The organism is Brevundimonas sp. (assembly GCF_032055285.1).
Lineage (GTDB): Bacteria > Pseudomonadota > Alphaproteobacteria > Caulobacterales > Caulobacteraceae > Brevundimonas.
The window spans coordinates 320,551-343,959 of record NZ_DAMBRE010000002.1 but is presented as its reverse complement, the minus strand read 5'-3'; the positions used below and the strand labels follow the sequence as shown (position 1 = coordinate 343,959).

The 23,409-nt window shown below is 67.0% G+C and carries 23 protein-coding genes and 1 tRNA gene; 11 read left to right on the top strand and 13 right to left on the bottom strand.

Annotation, left to right across the window (positions count from 1 at the left end; translation table 11 throughout):
- Positions 1–43 precede the first annotated feature (43 nt).
- Entirely contained in the window at positions 44–2,074 is a 2,031-nt protein-coding gene (locus tag RTY13_RS07250) for a lytic transglycosylase domain-containing protein (protein ID WP_312782244.1), read from the top strand.
- Here the strand turns inward: RTY13_RS07250 and RTY13_RS07245 are convergent.
- The 4 genes from RTY13_RS07245 to RTY13_RS07230 are packed head-to-tail and all read right to left on the bottom strand — an operon-like array spanning position 2,065 to position 5,238.
- Complete coding sequence (locus tag RTY13_RS07245; RefSeq protein ID WP_312782242.1) at positions 2,065–2,832, bottom strand: ABC transporter ATP-binding protein; 768 nt, start codon at positions 2,830–2,832, stop codon at positions 2,065–2,067. The two genes, RTY13_RS07250 and RTY13_RS07245, sit on opposite strands and share 10 nt — an antisense overlap.
- Positions 2,829–3,818 (bottom strand): iron ABC transporter permease, encoded by a 990-nt coding sequence (locus tag RTY13_RS07240; RefSeq protein WP_312782241.1) that lies wholly within the window; start codon positions 3,816–3,818, stop codon positions 2,829–2,831. Before RTY13_RS07240 ends, RTY13_RS07245 begins: the two co-directional genes overlap by 4 nt.
- Positions 3,815–4,609 carry an ABC transporter substrate-binding protein gene (locus tag RTY13_RS07235; RefSeq protein ID WP_312782239.1) on the bottom strand — a complete coding sequence of 265 codons (795 nt, stop codon included), beginning with the start codon at positions 4,607–4,609 and terminating at the stop codon, positions 3,815–3,817. Before RTY13_RS07235 ends, RTY13_RS07240 begins: the two co-directional genes overlap by 4 nt.
- Complete coding sequence (locus RTY13_RS07230; protein ID WP_312782237.1) at positions 4,606–5,238, bottom strand: TetR/AcrR family transcriptional regulator; 633 nt, start codon at positions 5,236–5,238, stop codon at positions 4,606–4,608. Before RTY13_RS07230 ends, RTY13_RS07235 begins: the two co-directional genes overlap by 4 nt.
- Positions 5,239–5,361: 123 nt before the next feature.
- Here RTY13_RS07230 and RTY13_RS07225 point away from each other — a divergent pair, with 123 nt between their 5' ends.
- The 3 genes from RTY13_RS07225 to RTY13_RS07215 are packed head-to-tail and all read left to right on the top strand — an operon-like array spanning position 5,362 to position 8,518.
- On the top strand, positions 5,362–6,792 hold the full coding sequence (locus RTY13_RS07225; protein ID WP_312782236.1) for a glycosyltransferase: 1,431 nt from the start codon (positions 5,362–5,364) through the stop codon (positions 6,790–6,792).
- A gap of 17 nt (positions 6,793–6,809) precedes the next feature.
- Positions 6,810–7,706, top strand: coding sequence for a class I SAM-dependent methyltransferase (locus RTY13_RS07220; RefSeq protein ID WP_312782235.1), 897 nt, complete (start codon positions 6,810–6,812; stop codon positions 7,704–7,706).
- Positions 7,706–8,518: an RNA methyltransferase gene (locus tag RTY13_RS07215; protein WP_312782234.1), complete on the top strand. Its 813-nt coding sequence runs from the start codon at positions 7,706–7,708 to the stop codon at positions 8,516–8,518. Before RTY13_RS07220 ends, RTY13_RS07215 begins: the two co-directional genes overlap by 1 nt.
- A 3-nt stretch (positions 8,519–8,521) precedes the next feature.
- Here the strand turns inward: RTY13_RS07215 and RTY13_RS07210 are convergent, their stop codons facing one another.
- Together RTY13_RS07210 and hrpB are read right to left on the bottom strand one after the other, a co-directional pair.
- The gene (locus tag RTY13_RS07210; protein WP_312782233.1) at positions 8,522–9,811 is read right to left on the bottom strand and encodes an MFS transporter; all 1,290 of its coding nucleotides are present in this window, start codon (positions 9,809–9,811) and stop codon (positions 8,522–8,524) included.
- Between the two features lie 64 nt (positions 9,812–9,875).
- Positions 9,876–12,311 carry an ATP-dependent helicase HrpB gene (gene hrpB, locus RTY13_RS07205; RefSeq protein ID WP_312782232.1) on the bottom strand — a complete coding sequence of 812 codons (2,436 nt, stop codon included), beginning with the start codon at positions 12,309–12,311 and terminating at the stop codon, positions 9,876–9,878.
- Between the two features lie 155 nt (positions 12,312–12,466).
- On the opposite strand from hrpB, the gene RTY13_RS07200 reads away from it, so the two are divergent.
- Together RTY13_RS07200 and RTY13_RS07195 are read left to right on the top strand one after the other, a co-directional pair.
- Positions 12,467–14,125, top strand: a complete 1,659-nt coding sequence (locus RTY13_RS07200) for an amino acid permease (protein WP_312782231.1) — start codon at positions 12,467–12,469, stop codon at positions 14,123–14,125.
- Positions 14,126–14,258: 133 nt separating this feature from the next.
- A tRNA-Leu gene (locus RTY13_RS07195) sits at positions 14,259–14,343 on the top strand.
- 5 nt (positions 14,344–14,348) lie between these two features.
- On the opposite strand, the gene RTY13_RS07190 is transcribed toward RTY13_RS07195, so the two are convergent.
- The gene (locus RTY13_RS07190) at positions 14,349–15,173 is read right to left on the bottom strand and encodes an NAD(P)H-hydrate dehydratase (RefSeq protein WP_312782229.1); all 825 of its coding nucleotides are present in this window, start codon (positions 15,171–15,173) and stop codon (positions 14,349–14,351) included.
- Positions 15,174–15,292: 119 nt separating this feature from the next.
- Here RTY13_RS07190 and RTY13_RS07185 point away from each other — a divergent pair, with 119 nt between their 5' ends.
- From RTY13_RS07185 to RTY13_RS07175, 3 genes are all read left to right on the top strand, one after another.
- Positions 15,293–15,631, top strand: a complete 339-nt coding sequence (locus RTY13_RS07185) for a P-II family nitrogen regulator (protein ID WP_292037543.1) — start codon at positions 15,293–15,295, stop codon at positions 15,629–15,631.
- A gap of 73 nt (positions 15,632–15,704) precedes the next feature.
- A complete protein-coding gene (glnA, locus tag RTY13_RS07180) occupies positions 15,705–17,114 on the top strand; it encodes a type I glutamate--ammonia ligase (protein WP_105563499.1) in 1,410 nt (469 codons plus the stop codon).
- Between the two features lie 112 nt (positions 17,115–17,226).
- Entirely contained in the window at positions 17,227–17,643 is a 417-nt protein-coding gene (locus tag RTY13_RS07175; RefSeq protein ID WP_312782226.1) for a hypothetical protein, read from the top strand.
- Between the two features lie 7 nt (positions 17,644–17,650).
- Here the strand turns inward: RTY13_RS07175 and tatC are convergent, their stop codons facing one another.
- Genes tatC through RTY13_RS07160 form a run of 3 tightly spaced genes read right to left on the bottom strand, consistent with a single transcriptional unit; the run spans position 17,651 to position 19,334 of the window.
- On the bottom strand, positions 17,651–18,538 hold the full coding sequence (gene tatC / locus RTY13_RS07170; protein WP_312782224.1) for a twin-arginine translocase subunit TatC: 888 nt from the start codon (positions 18,536–18,538) through the stop codon (positions 17,651–17,653).
- Positions 18,535–19,089 carry a Sec-independent protein translocase protein TatB gene (tatB, locus tag RTY13_RS07165; RefSeq protein ID WP_312782222.1) on the bottom strand — a complete coding sequence of 185 codons (555 nt, stop codon included), beginning with the start codon at positions 19,087–19,089 and terminating at the stop codon, positions 18,535–18,537. The genes tatC and tatB overlap by 4 nt, the downstream gene beginning before the upstream one ends.
- 26 nt (positions 19,090–19,115) lie before the next feature.
- Positions 19,116–19,334, bottom strand: a complete 219-nt coding sequence (locus RTY13_RS07160; RefSeq protein ID WP_312782220.1) for a twin-arginine translocase TatA/TatE family subunit — start codon at positions 19,332–19,334, stop codon at positions 19,116–19,118.
- Between the two features lie 110 nt (positions 19,335–19,444).
- Between RTY13_RS07160 and rnhA the strand changes: the two genes are divergently transcribed.
- Positions 19,445–19,897: a ribonuclease HI gene (gene rnhA / locus RTY13_RS07155; RefSeq protein WP_409450287.1), complete on the top strand. Its 453-nt coding sequence runs from the start codon at positions 19,445–19,447 to the stop codon at positions 19,895–19,897.
- Positions 19,898–19,901: 4 nt separating this feature from the next.
- On the opposite strand, the gene RTY13_RS07150 is transcribed toward rnhA, so the two are convergent.
- The 3 genes from RTY13_RS07150 to RTY13_RS07140 are packed head-to-tail and all read right to left on the bottom strand — an operon-like array spanning position 19,902 to position 21,878.
- On the bottom strand, positions 19,902–20,360 hold the full coding sequence (locus RTY13_RS07150) for an NfeD family protein (RefSeq protein ID WP_312782218.1): 459 nt from the start codon (positions 20,358–20,360) through the stop codon (positions 19,902–19,904).
- 3 nt (positions 20,361–20,363) lie between these two features.
- On the bottom strand, positions 20,364–21,386 hold the full coding sequence (locus RTY13_RS07145) for an SPFH domain-containing protein (protein ID WP_312782216.1): 1,023 nt from the start codon (positions 21,384–21,386) through the stop codon (positions 20,364–20,366).
- 42 nt (positions 21,387–21,428) lie between these two features.
- Positions 21,429–21,878, bottom strand: a complete 450-nt coding sequence (locus RTY13_RS07140; RefSeq protein ID WP_312782214.1) for an NUDIX hydrolase — start codon at positions 21,876–21,878, stop codon at positions 21,429–21,431.
- 77 nt (positions 21,879–21,955) lie between these two features.
- Here RTY13_RS07140 and RTY13_RS07135 point away from each other — a divergent pair, with 77 nt between their 5' ends.
- Entirely contained in the window at positions 21,956–23,359 is a 1,404-nt protein-coding gene (locus RTY13_RS07135) for an FAD-binding oxidoreductase (protein WP_312782212.1), read from the top strand.
- Positions 23,360–23,409: the final 50 nt, after the last annotated feature.

The following is a 23,409-nucleotide window of genomic DNA, read 5'->3' as shown; positions in this document are numbered from 1 at the left end:
GCCGCTCGGCCGCAACCAGTGATGAATGAGGATCGTACATCTGATGATCGCGACGACTGTTGCCGCCGCCCTGGCGATTCTGACTCCGCCGACCCAGGACGTGCTGAACAGCACGCCTGCGCCCTACGCCTCCAGCCAGAATGGTGTCATCAGCGGCCAGGACATGGCCCTGTTCCAGCAAGGGCTCGCCTCGGCCCGCGCCCGCGACGTGATCGGCACGCAGTCGATCATGAGCCGGATTTCCGACCCCACGGCAAAGAAGCTGGTCGAGTGGGCCCTGGTCGATACGTCCGACAAACAGCTTCCCTACGCCGATCTGGCCCGCGCCCAGACCGACCTCGCCAACTGGCCGCGCGGTGATTCGCGCCGGGCCGCTGGCGAACGCGCGCTGGGCATGGCCAACGCCTCGCCCGACACGGTTCTCGCCTTCTTCAACGGCTCCGCCCCGACTACGGCGGAGGGCGCGATCGCGCTTGCCGGCGCGATGGAACAAAAGGGCCAGCGCCGCGAAGCCCAGGATCTGATCCGCGACTGGTGGCGCACCCGCTCCTTCGAGGAAGCGCAACAGTCCGTCATCGCCAACCGCTGGGGCGGATGGCTCAATACCGACGACCACGTTACCCGCCTGAACATGCTGTTGCTTGGCCCGCACGGCCCGGCGACCCGCGCCATGACCGCCATGGTCCCCGCCGACCGCCAGGCGGTCGCCAGCGCCGCCATGGCCCTGCGCACCGCCTATTCGCCGGACTCCATTGTCGCAGGCCTGAGCCCGGCTATCGCCAATGATCCGGCCGTGGTGCTGGAGCGCGTGCGCCTACTTCGCTCCGCCAACCGCCAGTCCGAGGCCTTCCCGCTCCTGTCCGCCCTGCCCGCCGCGCCTTCGCACAAGGAAGGTCAGGACACCCTGTGGAGCGAGCGCCGCAACTACTTCCTGGACGCCCTGCAACAGGGCAATCCCCGCGCCGCCTACGCGGCCATGAACGGCCATGGCTTCCCCTCGGGCGAGCGCAAGGTGGACGCAGAGTTCTTCGCCGGTTGGGTCGCTCTGACCAAGCTGAATGATCCCGCCGCCGCAGCGCAGCATTTCGAGGTCCTGCGCAACAGCTCCTCGACCCCGATCACCCAGGGCCGCGCCCTCTACTGGCTGGGCCGCGCTGCCGAGGCGCGCGGCGACCGCGCCGGCGCTCAGCGCTGGTATCAGGCCGGCGCCGAGCACTGGCAGACCTTCTACGGGCAGTTGGCCGCCGAAAAGGCCGGGATCACCACCCTGACCCTGCCCGGCGAACCCGCTCCGACGCCCGAGGACGTCAACCGCTTCGAGGGCAATGAGGTCGTACGCGCCACCCGCATTCTGGGCGCGGCGGGCGAGAAGACCCTGATGCGGGTCTTCGCCTACCACCTCGACGACACCCTGCCCTCGCCCTACGACCTGACTCAGCTGTTCGACCTGATGCAGGGCTATGGCGACCAGTTCGGCTCCATGATGGTCGGCCGCGCCGCCAGCCAGCGCGGCTTCGTCATGCCCGAGCGCATGTATCCTGTTCGCATGCCGCCCCAGACCTCGGGCGCCGCGCCGCTGGAGTTCACTCTGGCCATCACGCGTCAGGAATCCAGCTTCGACCCACTGGTGCGTTCGCACGCCGACGCGCGCGGCATGATGCAGCTCCTGCCCGCCACGGGTCAGGGCGTGGCCCGCCGCATGGGCATCGGATACTCGGCGGAACAGCTCTGGGATCCCGACGCCAACATGCGGCTGGGCAGCTATCACCTGGGAGAGTTGATCAACAACTTCGGCGGTTCGCCGTTGTTGGCGACGGTCGGCTACAACGCCGGTCCGGCGCGTCCCCCGCAGTGGGTGGCCCGTTGCGGCGACCCGCGCAGCAACCAGGTCGATCCCATCGACTTCATCGAGTGCGCGCCCTTCACCGAGACGCGCAACTACATGATGCGGGTGATGGAGAACATGCAGGTCTATCGCGCTCGGCTGAACGGCGGCTCGGCTCCGCTGACGCCGTCCGCCGACCTTGCGCGCGGCACACCGCCCAACAGCGGCCCCCGCGCCTATCAGCCCTGAGGTGACACGCGACGGGCCGCCAGCAGCGGCCCGTCTTCTGCCTCCACCCAGCGGCCATCCAGATGGAAGGTCGCGCGCAACACGGCGGGCGACAGGGCCTCGACCGGCGGTCCGTCCGCCACTACCCGTCCAGCGTTCAAAACCACAACGCGATCCGCGATCCGCGCCGCCAGCGTAAGGTCGTGCAGACTGACCAACACGGCCCCGCCCGCATCGGCCCGCGCTCTCAGGCGTTCCAGCACCAGCAGTTGCGCATCCGGGTCCAATCCAGCGATGGGCTCATCGGCCAGCAACAGCGGCGCCTGAACCACCAAAGCACGCGCCAGCAGCACCCGCGCCCGCTCGCCGCCCGACATCTCGGCCACGCCGCGCTCGGCCAGATGTCCGGCCCCGACCTCGCCCAGCGCCGCCCGCGCCCGCTCCAGCGCCGCGTAGCCCGACAGGAAGGGCGCGCCCAGCGCCGCGACCTCAAGCGCCGGCAGATTCCAGGCGATATGCCGTTCCTGCGGCAGATAGGCGGCCCGCGCCCCGCGTTCGCGCTCGGACAGGCCATGAACCTCCTCGCCGCCCAACTTGGCCACGCCGCTCCGCAAGGTCGTCAGGCCCAGAGCCGCCCGAATGGCGCTCGACTTGCCCGCCCCGTTCGGCCCGCACAGGGCGACCAGTTCGCCCGCCTCGACCGACAGACTGACCCCGTCCAGCACCGTGGCTGAACCCATCCGCGCGACGACGCCGTCCAGTTCCAGCAAGGCGCTCACAGCCGCCACTCCCGCGCCGCGCGCCAGGCGATCAGCGCAAACAACGGCGCCCCGACCAGGGCCGTGAACACGCCCAGCTTCAACTCCTGATCCGTCGGCATCAGTCGCGCCGCCAGATCGGCCAGCACCAGCATCAGTCCGCCCGCCAGCGCCGAGGGCAGCAGCAACCGCCCAGGATCGCCACGCACTGCGGCCCGCACCAGATGCGGCGCCGCCAGACCGACAAAGCCGATCACGCCCGCGACCGCTACCGCCGCGCCTGCGGCAACCGCCGACGCGATCAGAGCCAAAACACGCATCCGTCCCATCGACAGGCCCGACGCCCGCGCAGCTTCTTCTCCCAAGGTCAGCATCCGCAAACCCGGCGACGCGCCCGCGGCGAAGACAGTCGCCACGACCAGCGCCGGTGCCACCCAGGCCACATCGATCCAGCTGCGGTTCTGCACCGAGCCCAGCAGCCAGTTCATCACCTCGGCCGAGGCGATCGGCGACGGCGACAGGTTGAAGATCAGGGCCGTCAGCGCCCCCGCAAAGCTCGACAGCGCCACCCCAAACAGGATCAGCGCTTCAGGCGCTCGCACCCGTGCGGCGATAGCAACCAGCAACAGACCGGCCAGCGCCGCGCCGATCAGGGCCGCGCCCTCGACCAGTCCGGGAATGGCCGCAGCCCCCAGCACGATGGCCCCCGCCGCGCCCAGCGCCGCCGTCGCTGATACGCCCAGCACGCCCGGATCCGCCAACGGGTTCCTCAGCAGGCCCTGCAGCACCGCCCCTGCCAGCCCCAGCGCCGCCCCAACCATCAGGGCGCAGACCGCGCGCGGCGCCCGCACCTGCCACAGCACCTCGCCCGGCCCCGACGCGGGATCAGCCAGGGCCTGCCCATACTGGGCCGACGACAGGGCCGTCTCGCCCAGCAGGACCGCCCCGCCCAGAGCCAGCAGGATCGCCGCCGCCAGTCCGAGGTTCAGGCTCAAATGTCTGTTCATCGCGCGGCCTCCGCCAGCAGGGCCGCCGCGTCAGCTGCGAACCAGGCGGGGCAACTCAGTGTCGAGGCCGGCAGGTCGGCCACCGTCCGCCCCTTGGCGGCGCGCGCCACCACCGGATGCCGTCCCGGCCCGCGCCAGTCGGATCGCCATTGCTGGAAGAAGCCCCGCACGAACAGAGCCGGCGGGCTCAACGCAATCTTCTCGATCCCCAGCGGTTGATAGCCCGGCCCGCTCACTCCATTGAGGAACCCCGCCGCCTTCAGGATGGAATCGATCAGCGACCCCGCCCCGGTCGTATAGCCGCCGGGCGTGACATAGACGGCTTCGCGTCCGCGTCCGCCGCCCGCCGCATGGGCCAAACGTCGATCCATATGGGCGATCAGGGCCGCGCCCCGCGCCTTCTGCCTCAAGCCCTGCGACACCGCCCTCAGGTTCTCGCGGACCCCGGCCATGTCGGTCGCGTCGTCGATATTCAGAACCCGCGTCCCGCGCTTCTCCAGCGCCGCCAGCAGGCGCGGCTCGCCGCCCCAGTAGCGGACCACGACGTCAGGCTGAAAGCCGATCGCCGCCTCCAATGTCGGCCGAACCCGGGCCCGCCCGCGTGCCGCCTGACGCATCCACGAATCCGGGTCGTCCGCGCGCGACGACAGGGCCAGATCAGCTTCGGGCGCCAGGGCGAGGACATATTGGTCGGCGCATTGGTCCAAAGACAGCACCCGCAAGGGACGCGCCTCGGCCACTCCAGGGGCCAGGACCACAAGAGCCAGCAAGGCTCCGCGCAAGGACGTCACGATTTCAGCAAGCCGCCAAACAGGGCGTCGAGCGTGATTCGGGTCAACTCCTCGCGATCGGCCCATTCGAAATAGGGCTTGGTGATCCTCAGGGAGACAATGCCATGCCCGCAGGCCCAGATGGCCTGGGCGATGGTGGCGGGGTCACCTCGCATCCGTCCCGCCGTGACTGCCTGCTCGACCACGGCGACGAAGGCCCTGAACAACTCAAATCCGGTTTCCTGAGCCACAGTTTGCGCGCCCTCGCGCGCCTCCACGGGGCGCGTCAGATAGGTCAGGCGATAGGCGTTAGGGTTGTCGAAGCCGAATTTGATATAGGCCTCGATCATGCGGCGCAGACGTGCCTCGGGCGGCTCATCCTCGGCCAGTATCTGCTGATGAGAGGCGATCAGCGCCTCGAAGGCGCCGCGACAGATTTCGTGCAGCATCTCGCTCTTGTCAGCGAAGTGCATGTAGAGCGCGGTCGACGACAGGCCGACCTCGTCGGCGATCTTGCGGATCGTCGCACCCTCATAGCCGTGTTCCACGAAGATACGCTCGGCTGCAGCCAGTATTTCTGCGCGCCGGACATGGCCCTCGCCCTTGGGTTTGCGGGCCGAGCGCGGTGTAGGGGTCGAGTCGCCGGGCAATCCAGAACTCCATGACGGGACGCCCACTGCATAGCCGCAACCTCTCCGAATCGCCAACCACTTGCCACTGAGAGAACAAGGGTATTAATGAGTGTTAACTTTTGCACATCAGGGGGGGCTGCGATGCACGGACGTTTCCCCGGGGGGGCGAGCGCCACAATCGCGGCAGATGCGGCGAAAATTACGGTGACGCCTGCGCAAATCCTGGTGGGCGGGTCGCTCTGCATGGTCATGACGCTAGCAGCCTTAGCCTGGCCCCATGTCAGCAGCGTCCTGCTGTTGTCGTTGCAGGTCGGCTTTCTTGCGGTAGTAGCGTGGCGGCTTTTGACTGTGCTGGTTCTGCTGCGCCCCATTGGTCCGCCAACGTCGTATTCTCCGCCGGCGCACCTGCCCCGATATTCGATCGTCGTGGCCCTCTATGATGAAGCTGCCATTCTGCCTCAACTGGTTAACCGGTTGGCGAGAATCGACTATCCCACGGAGCTTCTGGACGGCTACCTGGCTCTAGAGGCGCATGATCGGGCGACCATCAGCGCCGCCGAGGCTTTGACGCTACCTGACTGGCTGCACGTCCTTGTAGTCCCCCCAGGCGTCCCCACGACCAAGCCACGGGCCCTGAACCACGCCCTGAGCATCGTGCGAGGGGAACTGCTGACTATCTATGACGCCGAAGACGATCCCGACCCGCTTCAACTCCGCGAAGCGGCGGCCCGCTTTGCAGCCGAGGATGGCGACCTTGTCTGCCTGCAGGCGCCGCTGAGAATCCGTCGGCTGGACAAAAGCCGCGACGCCTCGCCCTTCCTTGATCGGCAGTTCGCCGCTGAATATGCGGCCCTGTTCGAAATCACACTGCCGGCCATGGCGCGGATGGGGCTGCCTTTCCCGCTCGGCGGCACCAGCAATCACTTTCGGGTCTCGGCCCTGCGCGCTTTGGGCGGCTGGGACGCCTGGAATGTGACCGAGGATGCCGATCTGGGCTTTCGCATCTGGCGTCGTGGCTGGCGACTGGACGTGCTCAGCCGCCCCACGTACGAGACGCCGCCCGGCGACTTGGCGCACTGGTTGCCGCAACGCACGCGCTGGTTGAAGGGCTACATGCAGACCCTGGCGACTCACACCCGATCTGCCTCAGGGATGGGGTGGCGGGGCTGGGGCGCAATGGCCATGACCCTCGGCGCCGGCCTGGCGTCGGCCGCCCTGCATGCCCTGTCCGTCGCCTGGTTGGGCGCCTTTCTTCTGATGACGCTGATGACGGGGCGTCTGCTTGCGACGCCCTGGCTGGGTTTGAGCATTTTGCTGTGCGGGACAGCCGCGGCTCTCCTGAGCACCGCTATCGGGGCCCGACGCGCTGGAACGCCATATGGTCCGCGGGACATGCTGGCCGCCCCCTTCTACTGGTCGCTGCTCAGCCTGGCCTTCGCTCATGCCTTTGTTCGCCTCATCGCGGAGCCGCACCGCTGGGACAAGACCGCCCATCGCCCCGACGTCGCGCGCGAAGAATCCGCACAGTTCCTGGAGCCCTTGGTCACCGACGCTGGACGAGCAGCCGCCTGAGCGCCTATCAGCCGCTGATGGCTCCGGTTCTCTCTCCTTCCCCCGAAACCCTCGTCACGCGAGGCTGGTCGGATTACGCCCTGCTGGACAGCGGCGACGGTCGCAAGCTGGAGCGTTACGGCCGCTACACCGTCGTACGCCCTGAGCCCCAGTGTTTCTGGAAGGCTCACGACGAAGGCGCCTTCCAGCGCGCCAACGCGGTGTTCGACCCGCAGCAGGAGGAAGAGGACTCCGGCCGCTGGCGCTTCGACGCCCACGGCCCCATCGACGCCTTCCCGCTGAAATGGCGCGACGTGCGCTTCATGGGTCGCTTCACCCCCTTCCGCCACCTGGCCTTCTTCCCCGAGCAGGCGGCCAACTGGGAATGGCTGGACGCGCGCGTCCGCACCCTCGACCAGCCGAGGATCCTGAACCTGTTCGGCTATACCGGCGTGGCCAGCCTGGCCTGCGCAGCGGCTGGCGCGCACGTCACCCACGTCGATGCGTCCAAGAAGTCCGTCGCCTACGCCCGTGAAAACGCCGAGCTCTCCGGCCTGGCCGATCGCCCGATCCGCTGGCTGGTCGAAGACGCTCGCAAGTTCGTGGCGCGCGAGGTCCGCCGAGGCTCGAAATATGACGGCATCATTCTGGACCCGCCGAAATACGGACGCGGCGCCAATGGAGAGGTCTGGCGCCTGTTCGAGGATATGCCCGAACTGCTGAAGGATTGCGCTGCCCTGTTGTCGGACGACGCCTCCTTCTTGCTGCTCAACGCCTATGCAGCGCGAATTTCCGGCCTGTCTCTGGCGCACATGATGGCCGAGGCGACCCATGATCGCGGCGGGCGCATAGACTGGGGCGAACTGGCCCTGTCCGAGGACGGTTCCGACGCCCGCGCCATCGGCTTGTCCTTCTTCGCCCGGTGGAGCGCCTGATGTACGAGCGCGTCATCACCTCCCTGACCAACGACACCATCAAGTCGGTCCGCGCCCTTCATATGCGCAAGGAACGCGACCTGACCGGCCGCTTCCTGGCCGAGGGACTGAAGTTCATCGGCGAGGCTCTGGATCAGGGCCGCGCCCCGGTCATGCTGCTGGTCGGCGACGAGGCCCGCCCTCACCCCCTGCTGGACCGCGCCAAGGCCGAGACGATCAAGGCTGGCGGCCAGATCATCGTCGTCACTCACGCCATCCTCGAAAAGATCAGCCGTCGCGACAACCCGCAGACCGTGCTGGGCGTGTTCGAGCAGGTCTATACGCCGCTGGACGCCATCCAGCCTGACGCCAAGCCCTGCTGGGTGGCGCTGGAGCAGGTCCGTGATCCGGGCAATCTGGGCACCATCATCCGTACGGCGGACTCCGCCGGCTGCGGCGGGGTCATCCTGATCGGCGACTGCGTCGACCCCTTCTCGGTCGAGGCCGTGCGCGCCACCATGGGCTCGGTCTTCGCCGTGACCATCAGCAAGGCGACGCGCGAGGAATTCCTGACCTGGCGCGCCAAGTGGCCGGGCAGCGTCATCGGCACCCGTCTGGACGCCAAGCACGGCTATCGCGACAGCCCCGTGCGCCATCCGGCCCTGATCATGATGGGCAATGAACAGGCCGGACTGACCGACGAACTGGCCGCCGCCTGCGACCTGAACGTCAAGATTCCCATGCGCGGCCGGGCCGACAGCCTGAACCTGGCCATCGCCACCGGCATCATGGTCTATGCCGTGACCGACGCGGCCTACGGAACGGATATCTAACGCTTAAGCCTCGCCCTCCGTCCTGATCCGATTCATGCCCAGCAGGGCCAGGATGGTCAGGACGGCGGCGACGGCCAGATAGGCGCCGACGGCCTTCAGTCCGTAGTGAGCAGCGAGCCAGGTCGCCGCGAACGGCGCCAGCGACGCCCCCAGAATGCCTGCCAGATTGAAGGTCATCGACGCGCCGGTGTAGCGCACCGCCGTCGGGAAGGGCCGCGCCAGCGCCGCCCCCAGCGGCCCGTAGGTGCAGCCCATCAGGCTGAAACCGATGATGAAGAAGGCCACCACCCCGGCCAACCCGCCGCTGCCGAACAGGGGCGCGAGCACCAGACCGAACAGGACGATGCCGATGGAGGTGACCAGCAGCGTCCGCCCCTGCCCCCAGCGGTCCGCCGCCAGCGCCGCCAGCGGAATGAACAGGCCGAAGAAGCAGACGCCCAGCAACTGGATCGGCAGGAACTGCTCGCGCGTGTAGCCCATCGCCGTCGTGCCCCAGCCCAGGGCGAAGACGGTCATCAGGTAGAAGAGGACAAAGGTCGCCATCCCCGCCAGCGTCCCGGTCAGCAGGGCGAACTTGTGCCGCGCCAGCAGGGTCAGGATCGGCGTCTCGACGCGCTCGGCCTTGTCGATGGTCTTCTTGAACTCGGGCGTCTCGGTGATGCGCAGCCGCACCCACAGGCCGACGAAGACCAGCAGCGAACTGGCGATGAAGGGAATGCGCCAGCCCCAGGCCAGGAACTGCTCATTGCTCAGCGTCGCCGTCAGGATGATGAAGCTCAGGGTCGACAGGATGAAGCCGATCGGCGCGCCCAACTGCGGGAACATGCCGTACCAGGCCTTCTTGCCTGGAGGCGCGTTCTCGGTCGCCAGCAGCACCGCGCCGCCCCACTCGCCGCCCAGCCCCAGGCCCTGACCGAACCGGCACAGGGCCAGCAGCAGGGGCGCGATCACGCCGACGGAATGCCAGGTCGGCAGCAGGCCGATGGCCACCGTCGACAGCCCCATGGTCATCAGGGCTGCGACCAGGGTCGCCTTGCGCCCCACCTTGTCGCCGAAGTGGCCGAAGACGACGGCCCCGACCGGCCGCGCGAAGAAGGCGATGGAGAAGGTGGCGAAAGACGACAGCATGGCCGTCGTCGCGTCCTCGCCGGGGAAGAACAGGGCCGGAAACACCAGCACCGCCGCCGTGGCGTAGATGTAGAAGTCGAAGAACTCGATTGTGGTGCCGATCAGGCTAGCGAACAGAATTCTCCGTTTGGAGACGGAAGGCGGTGAGAGTGCAGCGTCGGCCACGCGAAATCCTTGCATTGCTGCACGGTCATTGCGCTGCCTCGCGCGCCATCGTCAAGGCGAGGCCTCAAGTTCCTCGCGGCTTGGCTCGGCTAGTGGGTTCGGCGTTAGCGGGGTCTTCCGGCCAGGGGTGGCGCGGATAGCGACCGCGCATCTCACTGCGCACCGCCGCCCACGAGCCGCTCCAGAAGCCCGGAAGATCCTTCGTCACCTGCACCGGCCGCCGCGCAGGCGACAACAGAGACAGCGTCAGCGGCACGCGCCCGCCGCCGACCGTCGGATGGGTCTTCACCCCGAACAGCTCCTGCACCCGGATCTCGACGCGCGGCCCCCCCTCAGCAGCGTAGTCGATAGAGGCCGAGCCCAGCGGCGTGGTCAGGCGCGGCGGGGCCAGGTCTTCCAGCTTGCGCTGCAAATCCCACGGCACCAGCCCGCGCAAGGCCTCGGCCAGCTTGCCGTCGCCAATGTCGCCCAGCGACCGCACCCCGTCCAGCAACGGCCACAGCCAGTCCTCGCGCAGGGCCAGCAGGCCCTCATCCGCCACGTCAGGCCATGTGGCGTCAAGTCCGCGCAGGAAGGCCAGCCGCGCCCGTAACCCACCCGACTGCTCGCCCCAGTTCAGCGCCTTCACACCGTCCGCCTCGACCTCGGACTTCAGCGCCGCCGTCATGGTGGCCCGGTCCGGCGCCCCGACGACCTTTTCGTCCAGCACCAAGGCGCCGATCCGGCGGATGCGACGGATCACCGGCTTGCCCGAGGGTTCTCGCGCCAGTCGATCCTCGACCTCGATCCGGTGCGCCAGATCGGCCTCCAGCGTCGTCGCGTCCAGCGCCACCGCCAGTCGAATGCGATCGCGCGCGTCCCCGCCGCCCAGTTCCGCCACCGCCAGCCAGGGCTCGCGCGCCATATGTTCCGTCGGATCGAGGAAGGCCCCGCGCCCCGAGGCCAGCAGAACTTCACCGGGCTTGCCCCGCGCCCGCGCGATCCGCTCCGGGAAGGCCTCGGCCAGCAGCAGGCCCGCGTCCGTCTCGCCGCCGTTTCCTCCGCCCGCCGCCCGCGCCCAGCGTTCAGCCAGCTTCATCGCGTCACGTGCGCGTGGCGAACGGTCCCGCTCCAGCCCCTTCAACCGGTCGTGCAGATCGACGGCGTTCCCCCCCAGCCCCGGTTCGCTCAACACCGCCGCAATCTTCGCTCCACTAAGCGCGTCGTCCTGATCCGAGGCCACGGCCACCATGTGCGCCAGTCGCGGCGGCAAGGGGATGCGGGTCAAACGCCGTCCGTGCGCCGTCAAATCGCCCTTGGCGTCCAGCACGCCCAGCCGTGTCAGCACCTTCCTCGCCTCGGCCAGCGCCCCGGCGGGCGGCGGGTCCAGCAGAGCCAGCCCCTCGACCGACTTGGCGCCCCAACGCGCCAGATCGAGCGCAAAGGCAGTCAGGTCGGCTTCCTGAATCTCGGGCCGCTGATGCGGGACCAGACCACGTGTCTGTTCCTCATCCCACAGGCGGTAACAGACGCCCGGCTCGACACGACCGGCACGGCCCCGCCGCTGTTCCGCCGAGGACCGACTGACCTTGACCGTCGCCAGTCTCGTCAGGCCGCTGGACGGTTCGAACCGGGGCACGCGCGACAAGCCGCCGTCGATCACCACCCGCACGCCCTCGATGGTCAGGCTGGTCTCCGCCACCGAGGTCGCCAACACCACCTTGCGGCGGCCCGGCGGCGCCGGTTCGATCGCCCGGTCCTGCTCGCCCTTGTCCAGCGCCCCATAGAGGGCGACGACATCCACGCTCGGATCGCGCAGGCGTTCGTTCAGCCGCTGGACCGTCCTCTGAATCTCGCCTTGCCCCGGCAGGAAGACCAGAACCGATCCGGTTTGCTCACCCAGCGCCAGCATCACCGCCCGCGCCACGGCGTCTTCGAATCGCTCGGCGACGTTGCGTCCCAGATAGAGGGTCTCGACCGGGAACATCCGCCCCTCGGCTTCGATCACAGGCGCGCCGTCGAGCCGTTTCGACACCCCCGCGATATCCAGCGTGGCCGACATGACCAGCAGCCGCAGGTCGTCGCGCAGCACCGACTGGCTCTCGCGCGCCAGGGCCAGACCCAGGTCGGCGTCCAGACTCCGTTCGTGGAATTCGTCGAACAGGACGGCGCCGACGCCTTCCAGAGCCGGATCGTCGAGAATCATCCGCGTGAAGACGCCCTCGGTGATGACTTCGATGCGCGTGTCAGGGCCGATCCGGCTCTGCAGCCGGGTGCGATAGCCGACGGTGCCGCCCGCCTTCTGGCCCAGGCTCGTCGCCATCCGGTCCGCCGCCGCCCGCGCGGCCAGCCGACGCGGCTCCAGCACCAGCACCTTTTGATCGCCCAACCACGGCTGATCCAGAAGGGCCAGAGGCACGACCGTGGTCTTGCCCGCCCCCGGCGGGGCGGCCAGAACGACCGCATGGGTCGAGGCCAAGGCCGCTTTCAGCGGCTCCAGTACGGCGTGAATCGGCAGCATCACATGGGCTCTAGCCGCAACGCCCCCGGTCACGAAAGCGTCGTCTGCGCTTCATCCAACCGAAACCGCGTTGCGCGCAGCCCCTTGGATGGTTAGCGTCCGCCCCCAAGAAGACGACCCGGGAGGGGTCGTTGCGTAATTGGGGGCGCGACTTCATGTCCGCAGACGGCGTAAAGCCAGCCGGCAACCGGCTATTCCTTAAAAAGTCCATTGCTCAGATCCAGAAGGAAGCCGCCAAGAGCGAGCTGAAGCGGACCCTCGGTCCGTTGAATCTGATGAGCCTGGGCATCGGCGCGATCATCGGCGCCGGCATCTTCGTTCTGACAGGCCAGGTGGCCTCGGCCAACGCCGGCCCGGCCATCATGCTGTCCTTCGTGGTCGCCGGCTTCGCCTGCGCCCTCGCCGGGCTTTGCTACGCTGAACTGGCTTCGACCATGCCTGTGTCCGGCTCGGCCTATACCTATGCCTACGGCACCCTGGGCGAGGTCTTCGCCTGGATCATGGGCTGGCTGCTGGTGCTGGAATACGGCGTCGCGGCCTCGACCGTGGCGGTCGGCTGGTCCGGCTATGTCGTGTCGATCATGAACGACTTCGGCCTCAGCGCCAGTCTGTTCCCGACGATACAGTATGCGGGCGGCGAAGGGCCCCAGTGGGCCACGCCCCTGGTCCAACTGGTCCAGAACGCCGGCGCGACCTCCTTCCCGATGACGGGCACCTTCAACCTGGTCGCGGCTGTCGGCATTGCCGCGGTCTGCGGCCTGCTGGTGCTGGGCGTGTCGGAATCGGCGAACATCAACAACGCCATCGTGGTCATCAAGATCATCGTCCTGCTGACCTTCATCGCCGTCGGCATCCAGTACATCAACCCGGACAACTGGGTCCCCTTCATCCCCGAGCCCACCGGTCAGGCCGGTCAGTTTGGCGTCGGCGGCATCTTCCGCGGCGCAGCCATCATCTTCTTCGCCTACGTCGGCTTTGAAGCGGTCTCGACCGCCGCCGCCGAGGCCAAGAACCCGTCCAAGGACGTGCCGATCGGCATCCTGGGCGCCCTGTTCGTCTGCACCCTGATCTACATGGCCGTCGCCGCCGTCATGACCGGCGTGGTGCCCTATCTGGAACTGGCGTCGCCGGCTCCGATCGCCGTCGCCATCGACCGCATGGGTCTGGAATGGGCCAATGTTCCGCTGGCGGCCTCGCCCAGCGGTCAGCTGAACCTGATCGCCTTCCTGATCAAGATCGGCGCCATCACCGGTCTGTCTTCGGTCATGCTGGTGCTCTGCTACGGCCAGACGCGCGTCTTCTACACCATGGCCCGCGACGGCCTGCTGCCGAAGTCCTTCGCCAAGGTGCACCCGAAGTTCCGCACCCCCTGGATCGGCACGATCGTCCTGGGCATCCTGATCGCCATCGCGGCCGCCTTCCTGCCCATCTCGATCCTGGGCGACCTGGTGTCGCTGGGCACCGCGACGGCCTTCGCCATCGTCTGCCTGTCGGTGATCGTCCTGCGCGTGAAGCACCCGGAAATGGAGCGTCCGTTCAAGGTGCCGGGCGGCATCTTCACCGCGGTTCTGGGCATCCTGGCCTGCCTCTTCCTGGCCAGCCAGAACCTGATCCCGATGTTCCAGCACGCCGCCGAGGACAACCCCCTGCCGCTGATGCTGCTGGGCGGTTACGCCGTTATCGGCGCAGTCATCTACGCCGCCTACGGCTTCTGGCACTCCAAGCTGGCCAAGGGCATCGACATCACCGAGGACACCACGCTGGAAACGGCCGTGGAGGCTATCGGCCACGGCGTCGACAACAAGAAGGACTGATCCCCGGATCGGTCTGGCCGATAGGCCGCACAACAAGAAAGGCCTCGGAGAAATCCGAGGCCTTTTTTGATGCAGCAAAGCTTATGTCGGTTGCCCTATCGCGCGCCCTCGCCTACAGCCAGCGCCTACCTATGCGGATGTGGCGGAACTGGTAGACGCACCAGATTTAGGTTCTGGCGCCGAGAGGCGTGGAGGTTCGAGTCCTCTCATCCGCACCAAAGGTTCAACTGGGATAGAGCCCGGTCAGCACCGCAGGGATCAGTCCCGGCAGGTCTTCGGCGATCAACCCCGGCCCGAACCGTCCCGCCGCATCCGCGTGCATCCATACCGCCGCACAGGCCGCGTCGAAGCTGTCCATGTGCTGGGCCAGCAGGCCGCCGATCATCCCTGCCAGAACATCGCCGCTTCCAGCCGTGGCCAGCCAGGGGGAGCCGTTGCCGTTGACGACACAACGGCCATCCGGCGCAGCGATGACGGTGTCGGCGCCCTTCAGCAACACGACCGCCCCCGAACGCCCGGCAGCCTCCACCGCCGCCGTCTCGCGGCCCCTGGCCAGCAAACCGGGAAACAGGCGCTCAAACTCCCCCTCGTGCGGGGTCAGGACATCATCGCGGTCCAGACAGGCGAACAGATCGCCGGGTCGGTCTCGGAACAGGGTCAAGGCGTCCGCGTCGATCACCAGGACCGCCCCGGTCCGCGCCAGGGCCGCCACATTGGCGCCTGTCGCATCGGTCAGACCCGCCGCTGGCCCGATGACCACGGCGTCCATGGATTGGGCTAGCTCCGCCAGTTGATCTCCCGATACGAAGCTGGCCAGCATCACCGCTTCGAGCGTGGGCGCCAGGACAGGCGCTGCATCCGGCGGACAGAACACCTTCACCAGCCCCGCTCCGATTCTCAGGCCCGCCCGCGCCGCCAGCCTGGCCGCTCCCGTTGACAGGGCGCCGCCGGACACCACGCCGAGACGCCCGCGCGCATGCTTGTGCGCCTCGGGAGCGGGCCAGGGCAGTCGGCTTTGCCATGTCATGGGGTCATTGATCGGGTTCATGATCGAATTCCGTTCACGGATGGCCTCTACGCACGAAAATTGCTTGCCTTATTGTGCGATGCAATGTCCCTTTACCCCCCGAGCGTCGGACCAACTAGGGAGCCGGCTCGGGACTCGCCATGAAGAAGATTGAAGCCGTCATCAAGCCGTTCAAGCTGGATGAAGTGAAAGACGCCCTCCAGGATATCGGAGTGCAGGGCATGACCGTGCTGGAGGCCAAGGGATACGGTCGCCAGAAGGGTCATTCCGAGCTTTATCGCGGTGCCGAGTACGTCATCGACTTCCTGCCCAAGATCAAGATCGAGGTCGTCGTGGCCGATGATCTGGCCCCCGCCGTGGTCGACGCCATCCAGACCGCAGCCCGCACCGGCAAGATCGGCGACGGCAAGATCTTCGTCTCCTCGCTCGAGGACGTGATCCGCATCCGCACCGGCGAAACCGGCGCCCAGGCTATCTGACCCCACCACCACGGCCGTCCAGCATGGACGGCCGCTTTTCGTTTCTCCTCCCCGAACTGACAGGACTTCGAGAATGAGCGCCGCCCAAAAGATCCTCCAAGAGATCAAGGAAAAGGACGTCCAGTACGTCGACATCCGCTTCACCGATACGCGCGGCCGCCTGCAGCACGTGACCTTCGACATCGACATGGTCGACGAGGAGTTCCTGGAAGAAGGAACCATGTTCGACGGTTCGTCGATCGCCGGCTGGAAGGCCATCAACGAGTCCGACATGCTGCTAAAGCCGGACCTGACGCGCGCCTACATCGACCCCTTCTATCAGCAGACCACCCTCTTCCTGTTCTGCGACGTTCTGAGCCCCGACACGGGCGAACCCTACAACCGCGACAGCCGCTCGATGGCCAAGAAGGCCCTGGCCTATGTCCAGTCCTCGGGCGTGGGCGACGTGGTCTATTTCGGCCCGGAAGCCGAGTTCTTCATCTTCGACGACGTGCGCTGGAACACCGCCCCGCACAACACCGGCTACAGCTTCGACTCGATCGAACTGCCGTCCAACACCGGCGCTGAATACGCCGAGGGCAACCTGGGCCACCGTCCGGGTCACAAGGGCGGCTACTTCCCCGTCAACCCGGTTGACTCCGCACAGGACCTGCGCGGCGAGATGCTGGGCGTGATGAAAGACCTGGGCATGGACCCGGAGAAGCATCACCACGAGGTCGCCCCGGCGCAGCACGAACTGGGTCTGAAGTTCAGCGACCTGCTGACCATGGCCGACCGTCTGCAGCTCTACAAATACGTGATCCACAACGTGGCCGCGGCCTACGGCAAGTCGGCGACCTTCATGGCCAAGCCCATGTTCGCCGACAACGGCTCGGGCATGCACGTCCACATGTCGATCTGGAAGGACGGCAAGCCCCAGTTCGCCGGCGACAAGTACGCCGGCCTGTCGCAGGAATGCCTGTGGTACATCGGCGGCATCATCAAGCACGCCAAGGCGATCAACGCCTTCGCCAACTCGACCACCAACTCCTACAAGCGCCTGGTCCCCGGCTATGAAGCCCCTGTGAAGCTGGCCTACTCGGCCAGCAACCGTTCGGCCTCGATCCGCATCCCGCACGTCTCGTCGCCCAAGGCCAAGCGTCTGGAAGCCCGCTTCCCCGACCCGATGGGCAACCCCTACCTGACCTTCGTCGCCCTGCTGATGGCCGGCCTGGACGGAATCGAGAACCGCATCGATCCGGGCGCGGCTGCCGACAAGAACCTTTACGACCTGCCGCCGGAAGAGCGCGGCTCGATCCCCGAGGTGGCCGGTTCGCTGAAGGAAGCCCTTGAGGCCCTCGACGCCGACCGCGCCTTCCTCAAGAAGGGCGGTGTCATGGATGACGACTTCATCGACAGCTACATCGCGCTGAAATCGGAAGAAGTCGCCCGTCTGCAACTGCACCCGCACCCGGTCGAGTTCGACATGTACTACAGCTGCTGATTCCCGGATCAGGCTGACGATCAAGGCGCCGGGCGGAAACGTCCGGCGCCTTTTTCGTTGGCGGGTCACGCCAGCGCGGCCGAAGCCCGCCTTGCCGGATGAAGCCGCTTGGATGATCATCACTCATTGCAGAGGTGCGGTGATGAAGCCATCAGTGGCGGTTGTGCTGTTTCTGACGATAGCGGCGTGGCCTGCTTCGGCGCCCGGTCAGACCGACGTTGGTGTGAACCACCACGACGGGCTTCATTGGTCGGTAGCCGCGCCGCAAGGCGCAGCATGGCGATTGTCCTGCGGCTTCAGCCCCGTCACCATGCATATGGGCCAGTATGATCGTCAGCACTGGGCGAATCGACTGACCCGCGCCGGGCAAGGTCCACAACGCGGACGCCTTCCGGGCGATAACGGCAGTGGCACCCTCACCAAGACCGGCGGCGCAGGGCCTGTCGGCATTGCTCTGGTCAAAAACAGCCGAGCCACGGCCACCGGCACGAACCAGCCGGCTGAGCCCGCTCAGATCAACGTCTTCTAGGACGCCTTCAGGCGGCCAGACCCTCGTCCACATCCGCCTTCTTGCGGCGCAGTTCGATGATGCGGACGCACCAGATCGAGACCTCGTAGAGCAGCACCATGGGCACCGCGAGCATCAGCTGGCTAATGGGGTCCGGCGGGGTGACCACGGCGGCGACCACGACCACGGCTACGATGGCGTAGCGACGCCCCTTGGCCATGACCTGGGAGCTGATCAGACCGGCCAGTCCCAGGAGGGTCATCACGACCGGCAACTGGAAGCACAGGCCAAAGGCCAGGATCAGGGCCGTCACCAGGTTCAAATAATCCGATACCTTCGGCAGCAGTTCCGCCGCCACGCCCTCGCCGATGATCTGCTGGCTCAGCGAGAACCACATGACAAAGGGCAGCATGACATAATAGACCAGCGCCGCGCCCAGCAGGAACAGCACCGGCGCCGCGATCAGGAAGGGCAGAAAGGCGCCCTTCTCGTTGCGGTACAGGCCCGGCGCGACGAAGCGATACAGCTGCCAGGCCAGAACCGGGAAGGCCACGATGACCGCGCCCAGACCGGCCAGCTTCATCTTGGTGAAGAGGATTTCCAGCGGTGCCGTGTAGATCAGCTTGACGCTCTGGTGGTCCACGTCCGGCACGGGGATCAGGCGTGCAGTTCCCAAGATCAGATCGAACGGCGACACATGACCATGCGCCCCCACGGTCTGGTGGAAGGCCGCCGACACCACATAGGGCTGGACCAGGAAGAGGTAGAGCTTTTCGGAGAAGGCAAAGCAGCCGATGAAGGCGACGGCGAAGGCGACCACGCAGATCAGCAGCCGCCCGCGCAGTTCGATCAGGTGATCCATCAAGGGCGCGCGCGAGGCCTCGATGTCGGCCTCGTCCCGGTCGAGCGACGTCATTGTTCGACCTTCTTCTTACGCACGGTCTTGGGCTTCGCAGTCTCGGCGACGGCAGCGCTGACCTTGGAATTGGCAGTGTTCTTTGCCGGCGCCGTCTTGGGCTTTGCAGCCGCCTTGGCCTTGGGCTCAGCGGCGACGGTCGCAGCGACCGGTTCAGCCGCAGACTGGAACTCGTCCGGCCATTCGTCCACGCCTGTGGCGACCGGCGCGGCCTCAACCACGGCAGGCGCGGCCAGGGCCGGGGCGTCCAGCGGAGCCTCAAGATCCTTGCGGATATCCTTGAACGCCGCCTCGGCGTCGGCGCCGAGCGGGTGCATGCCCTGCCCCGTCCGCAGCGCCTCGACCTCCTTGCGAAGGTCGTCCAGCTCGGACTGACGAGCCATTTCATCGAAGCTGGCGCGGAATTCGTTGGCCATGCCGCGCGCCTTGGCGACGAACTGACCGACCTTGCGCATCAGCATCGGCAAATCCTTGGGCCCCACGACAAGCAGGGCCACGAGACCGATGACAAGGATTTCGAACCCGCCGATTCCGGGGCCAAGACCACCCATGATTCAGCGTCTTTCCGCGAAGGCGATCAGCGCTTCAGTTCTTCTTTTTCGGCCTCGGTGCGCGGCAGCGAGCTGACACCGTCCTTGCCGCCCTTGGAATCCGTGTCGTCCTTCAGGCCGTCCTTGAAGGCGCGGATGCCCTTGGCGGCGTCACCCATGATGCCGGACAGCTTGCCGCGTCCGCCAAACAGAAGGGCGACGACGACGATGACGATGGCCCAGTGCCAGATGCTCATGGAGCCCATGGCGTTACCTCCTCAAGAGGACCACGAACGCGGTCCTGTCCGACTGATTGTTGTGTGTCATATAGGCTGACTGATGGCGGCGCGCCAAGGGACGCTGTAGGCATCCCGCCATGAGTCTGGTCGATCACGTCATCATCCACACCGACGGCGCCTGCAAGGGCAATCCCGGCCCTGGCGGCTGGGGCGCCATTTTGCAGACCGGCGGCGGTCACGAGAAGGAATTGTGGGGCGGCGAGCCCAACACGACCAACAACCGCATGGAGCTGATGGCCGCCATCGCCGCGCTGGAGGCCCTGAAACGCCCCTGCCGCGTCGACCTGCACACCGACAGCAAATACGTCATGCAGGGCATCACCGAATGGATTCGCGGCTGGAAGGCCCGCGGCTGGAAGACCGCCGACAAGAAGCCGGTCAAGAACGATGACCTGTGGCGCCGTCTAGACGAGGCCCGCAGCCGCCATGAGGTCAAATGGCACTGGGTGAAGGGACACGCCGGCCACGCCCTGAACGAACGGGCCGACGCCCTGGCGAATCGCGGCGTCGACGAGATGCGACGCCGCTAGAACCTCAGACCGGGCGCACCCGCAGGCGCGGGCCATCCACCGATTCGATCACCACGCTTTCGCCCGCGAGCGGCGCCGCGCCCTCGATCTCGGCCGGCCATTCGGCGCCCGAAACGAAGACCCGGCCGCGACCATCGACAAAGGCTTCGACCACCCGCGCCCGCTCGCCGACCAGGCGCAGATCCCGGTCGTTGATGTCGGGCTCATCGGCAGGGTTCACCCGCTTGATCAGGCGACGCGACAGGACCGTCGAGGCTACGGTCAGGGCGGCGAAGATCCCGATCTCGACCGGCAGGCCCAGATCGGGCGCAAGGGCTGAAATCAGCGCCACGATCCCGGCCGAGACCGCAGGCCACAGCAGCCATTCGGTCGAGGCCGCCGCCTCGATGCCCAGCAGGACCACGCCCACTGCCAGCCACAGCCAGAAGGGCTGGGCGGCGTAGAGATTCAAGAGCCAGTCCATGACCTACTCCGTGGTCGGCACGGCGCCGCCAGGGCGACGCGGGGCGGGGCGCGCCGGCGCAGCGGGCGCCGGGGCAGGACGAGCGACCGCACGCGTCTCAGTGCGGACATGTTGCTGCTCCTTGGCCAGGCCGACCAATTCGCCCAGACCGGCGATAGTGCCGACCAGACCGCCCATCTCGGCGGGGACGATGACCGTCTTCTGCTGCGGGCTGCGAGCCAGTTCGGCGAAGGCTTCGACGTATTTCTGAGCCACGAAGTAGTTGATGGCATTGACGTCGCCGCGCGCAATGGCCTCCGACACCATGGCCGTCGCCTTGGCCTCGGCCTCAGCTTCACGCTCGCGCGCCTCGGCGTCGCGGAAGGCGGCTTCGCGGCGGCCCTCGGCCTCCAGGATCGCGGCCTGCTTGGCGCCCTCGGCGCGTGCGATGGCGGCCTGTTTCTCGCCGTCCGCCTCGGTGATGACGGCCCGGCGCTCACGCTCGGCCTTCATCTGACGCGCCATGGCGTTGGTGATGTCGGTCGGCGGCGTCAGGTCCTTGATCTCGATCCGGTTAGCCTTGACGCCCCACGGTTCGGTCGCGGCGTCGATGACATGCAGCAGACGGGTGTTGATGGCGTCGCGCTGCGACAGCACCTCGTCCAGCTCCATCGAGCCGACCACGGTCCGCAGGTTGGTCATGCAGAGCTGGGCGATAGCGTAGGGCAGATCATCGACGCGATAGGCGGCGCGGGCGGCGTCCATCACCTGGATGAAGACGATGCCGTCCACCTTCACCATGGCGTTGTCCTTGGTGATGACCTCCTGGGTCGGAACGTCCAGCACCTGCTCCATCATGTTCATCCGCTTGCCGATGCGCTCGACGAACGGGGTCAGGATGCTGATGCCCGGCTTCAGCGTCTTGGTGTATTTACCGAAGCGTTCCACCGTGAATTCACGGCCTTGCGGCACGATCTTGATGACACTGAACAGGAAGATGATCGCGAAGGCCGCGAACATCACAAAGAAGATAAGCGAGAAATCCATAAGCCCCTCCGGTTGGTGCGCAGCTTAACGGTCGCCCGCCCCCTACGCCACAGAATCCGGTTCACCGACGATGACAAGGCCGTCAGCACGGCGATCCGCCGCCATGGCGTGAACCTGACAGATGATCCGACGCGTCTCGGACCAATCCACCCTTCGCAACGCCTCTTCGATCGGCAAGAAAGCGGCCTCCGCCGCGTCATCACCCGCCATCGGGTCTCCGGCCGTCCAGATCGCCGCGTAGTCGATCAGGACATAGTGTCGTCCGGCTTCAGGAAACAGGCCGTCTACCACGTCGATCAGGCCGATCAGTTGAGCCTCGACGCCCGTCTCCTCGCGCAGTTCACGCAGAGCCGCATCGGCCAGTCGCTCGCCGGGCTCGATTCGCCCTCCCGGCAGGCTCCATTCGCCCTGACGCGGCGGCGTGCCGCGCCGGATCAGCAGGACTTCGTCGCCCTTCAGGCAGACCACGCCGACGGCCGGGGTCGGAATCATGTTTTCTCCGCAAACTGAGCCCTTGAAGGCAGGGTTTTGCGCTTCCACCACGCCGCGCCTTTTGCCACAAGGCGGATATGACCCTCCCCACGCCCGCTGCCCTCGAAGAGCTGAAAGCCGCCCTGCCCGGCGCCTGGACTACGGACGCCGACGACATGGCGCCCTGGCTGACCGAATGGCGCGGGCGTTGGACGGGCGAAACCCCCATCCTGTTACAGCCGCGCACAACCGAGGAAGTGGCCCAGGCCATCGAGATCTGCGCCCGTCACGGCGTCGCCGTCGTCGCCCAGGGCGGCGGCACCGGCCTGGTCGGCGGCCAGATTCCGTTCGGCGAAGTCCTGCTGTCCACGCGCAAGCTGCGGACCGTGCGCGATGTGACGCCGCTGGACGACGCCATGACGCTGGAGGCCGGCGTCACCCTGCTGGAGGCTCAGCAACTGGCCAAGGAGAAGGACCGATTCTTCCCTCTCAGTCTCGCAGCCGAGGGCTCGGCCACTATCGGCGGCGTCATTTCGACCAACGCTGGCGGCACGGCGGTCCTGCGCTACGGCATGATGCGCGACCTGGTGCTGGGCATCGAGGCGGTCATGCCGGACGGTCAGGTGTTCAACGGCCTGAAGCGGCTGCGCAAGGACAACACCGGCTATGACCTGAAGCAGCTGTTCATCGGCGCCGAGGGCACGCTGGGCGTCGTCACGGCGGCGACGCTGAAGCTGTTTCCCATCATGCGCAGCCGCGCCACGGCGATCGTCGGGCTGGAAAGCCATCACGCCGCCGTCGCCTTGCTGGCCCGCGCCAAGGCCGAGACCGGCGGCGGGGTCGAGGCCTTTGAGCTGATGAAGCGCCTGGGCATGGCCCTGGTGCTCAAGAACATTCCCGACACGCGCGAGCCGCTGGAATCGACGCCCGCCTGGTATGTCCTGATCGAGCTGACCTCGGGCGAGCCCGGCGGCGCCGATTCGGCCATGGAGCGACTGTTGACCAACGCCTTCGAGGAAGGCCTGATCGTCGACGCCGCTATCGCCCAGAACGACGCCCAGAAGGCCGCCTTCTGGCGTTTGCGCGAGGAACACTCGGCAGGCCTCAAGCCCGAAGGCGGCGGCTGGAAGCACGACGTGTCCGTCCCAGTGTCGCGCATCGCCGACTTCATCGACGAGGCCACGGCGGCGGTTGAGAAATTCCACCCCGGCTGCCGCGTCTCGGTCTTCGGTCATGTCGGCGACGGCAACCTTCACTATGACGTGATCCCTGGCGTCGGCGAAGACGTGCCCGCCTTCATCGCCCGCTGGATGGAAGGCTCCGAAGTCGTCCACGATGTCGTGGCCCGCTACAACGGTTCCATCTCGGCGGAACATGGCCTGGGACGGCTGAAAACCGACGAGGCGCGTCGCTATAAGTCGCCGCTGGAGATCGCGACCATGAGGGCGATCCGTCTGGCCATCGACCCTCAGCGGATCATGAATCCGGCGGTCCTCTTTTAGGCGTCACGACCGCATGTGACGCCGCTGACGGTTCAAATCGTCACGGAAGC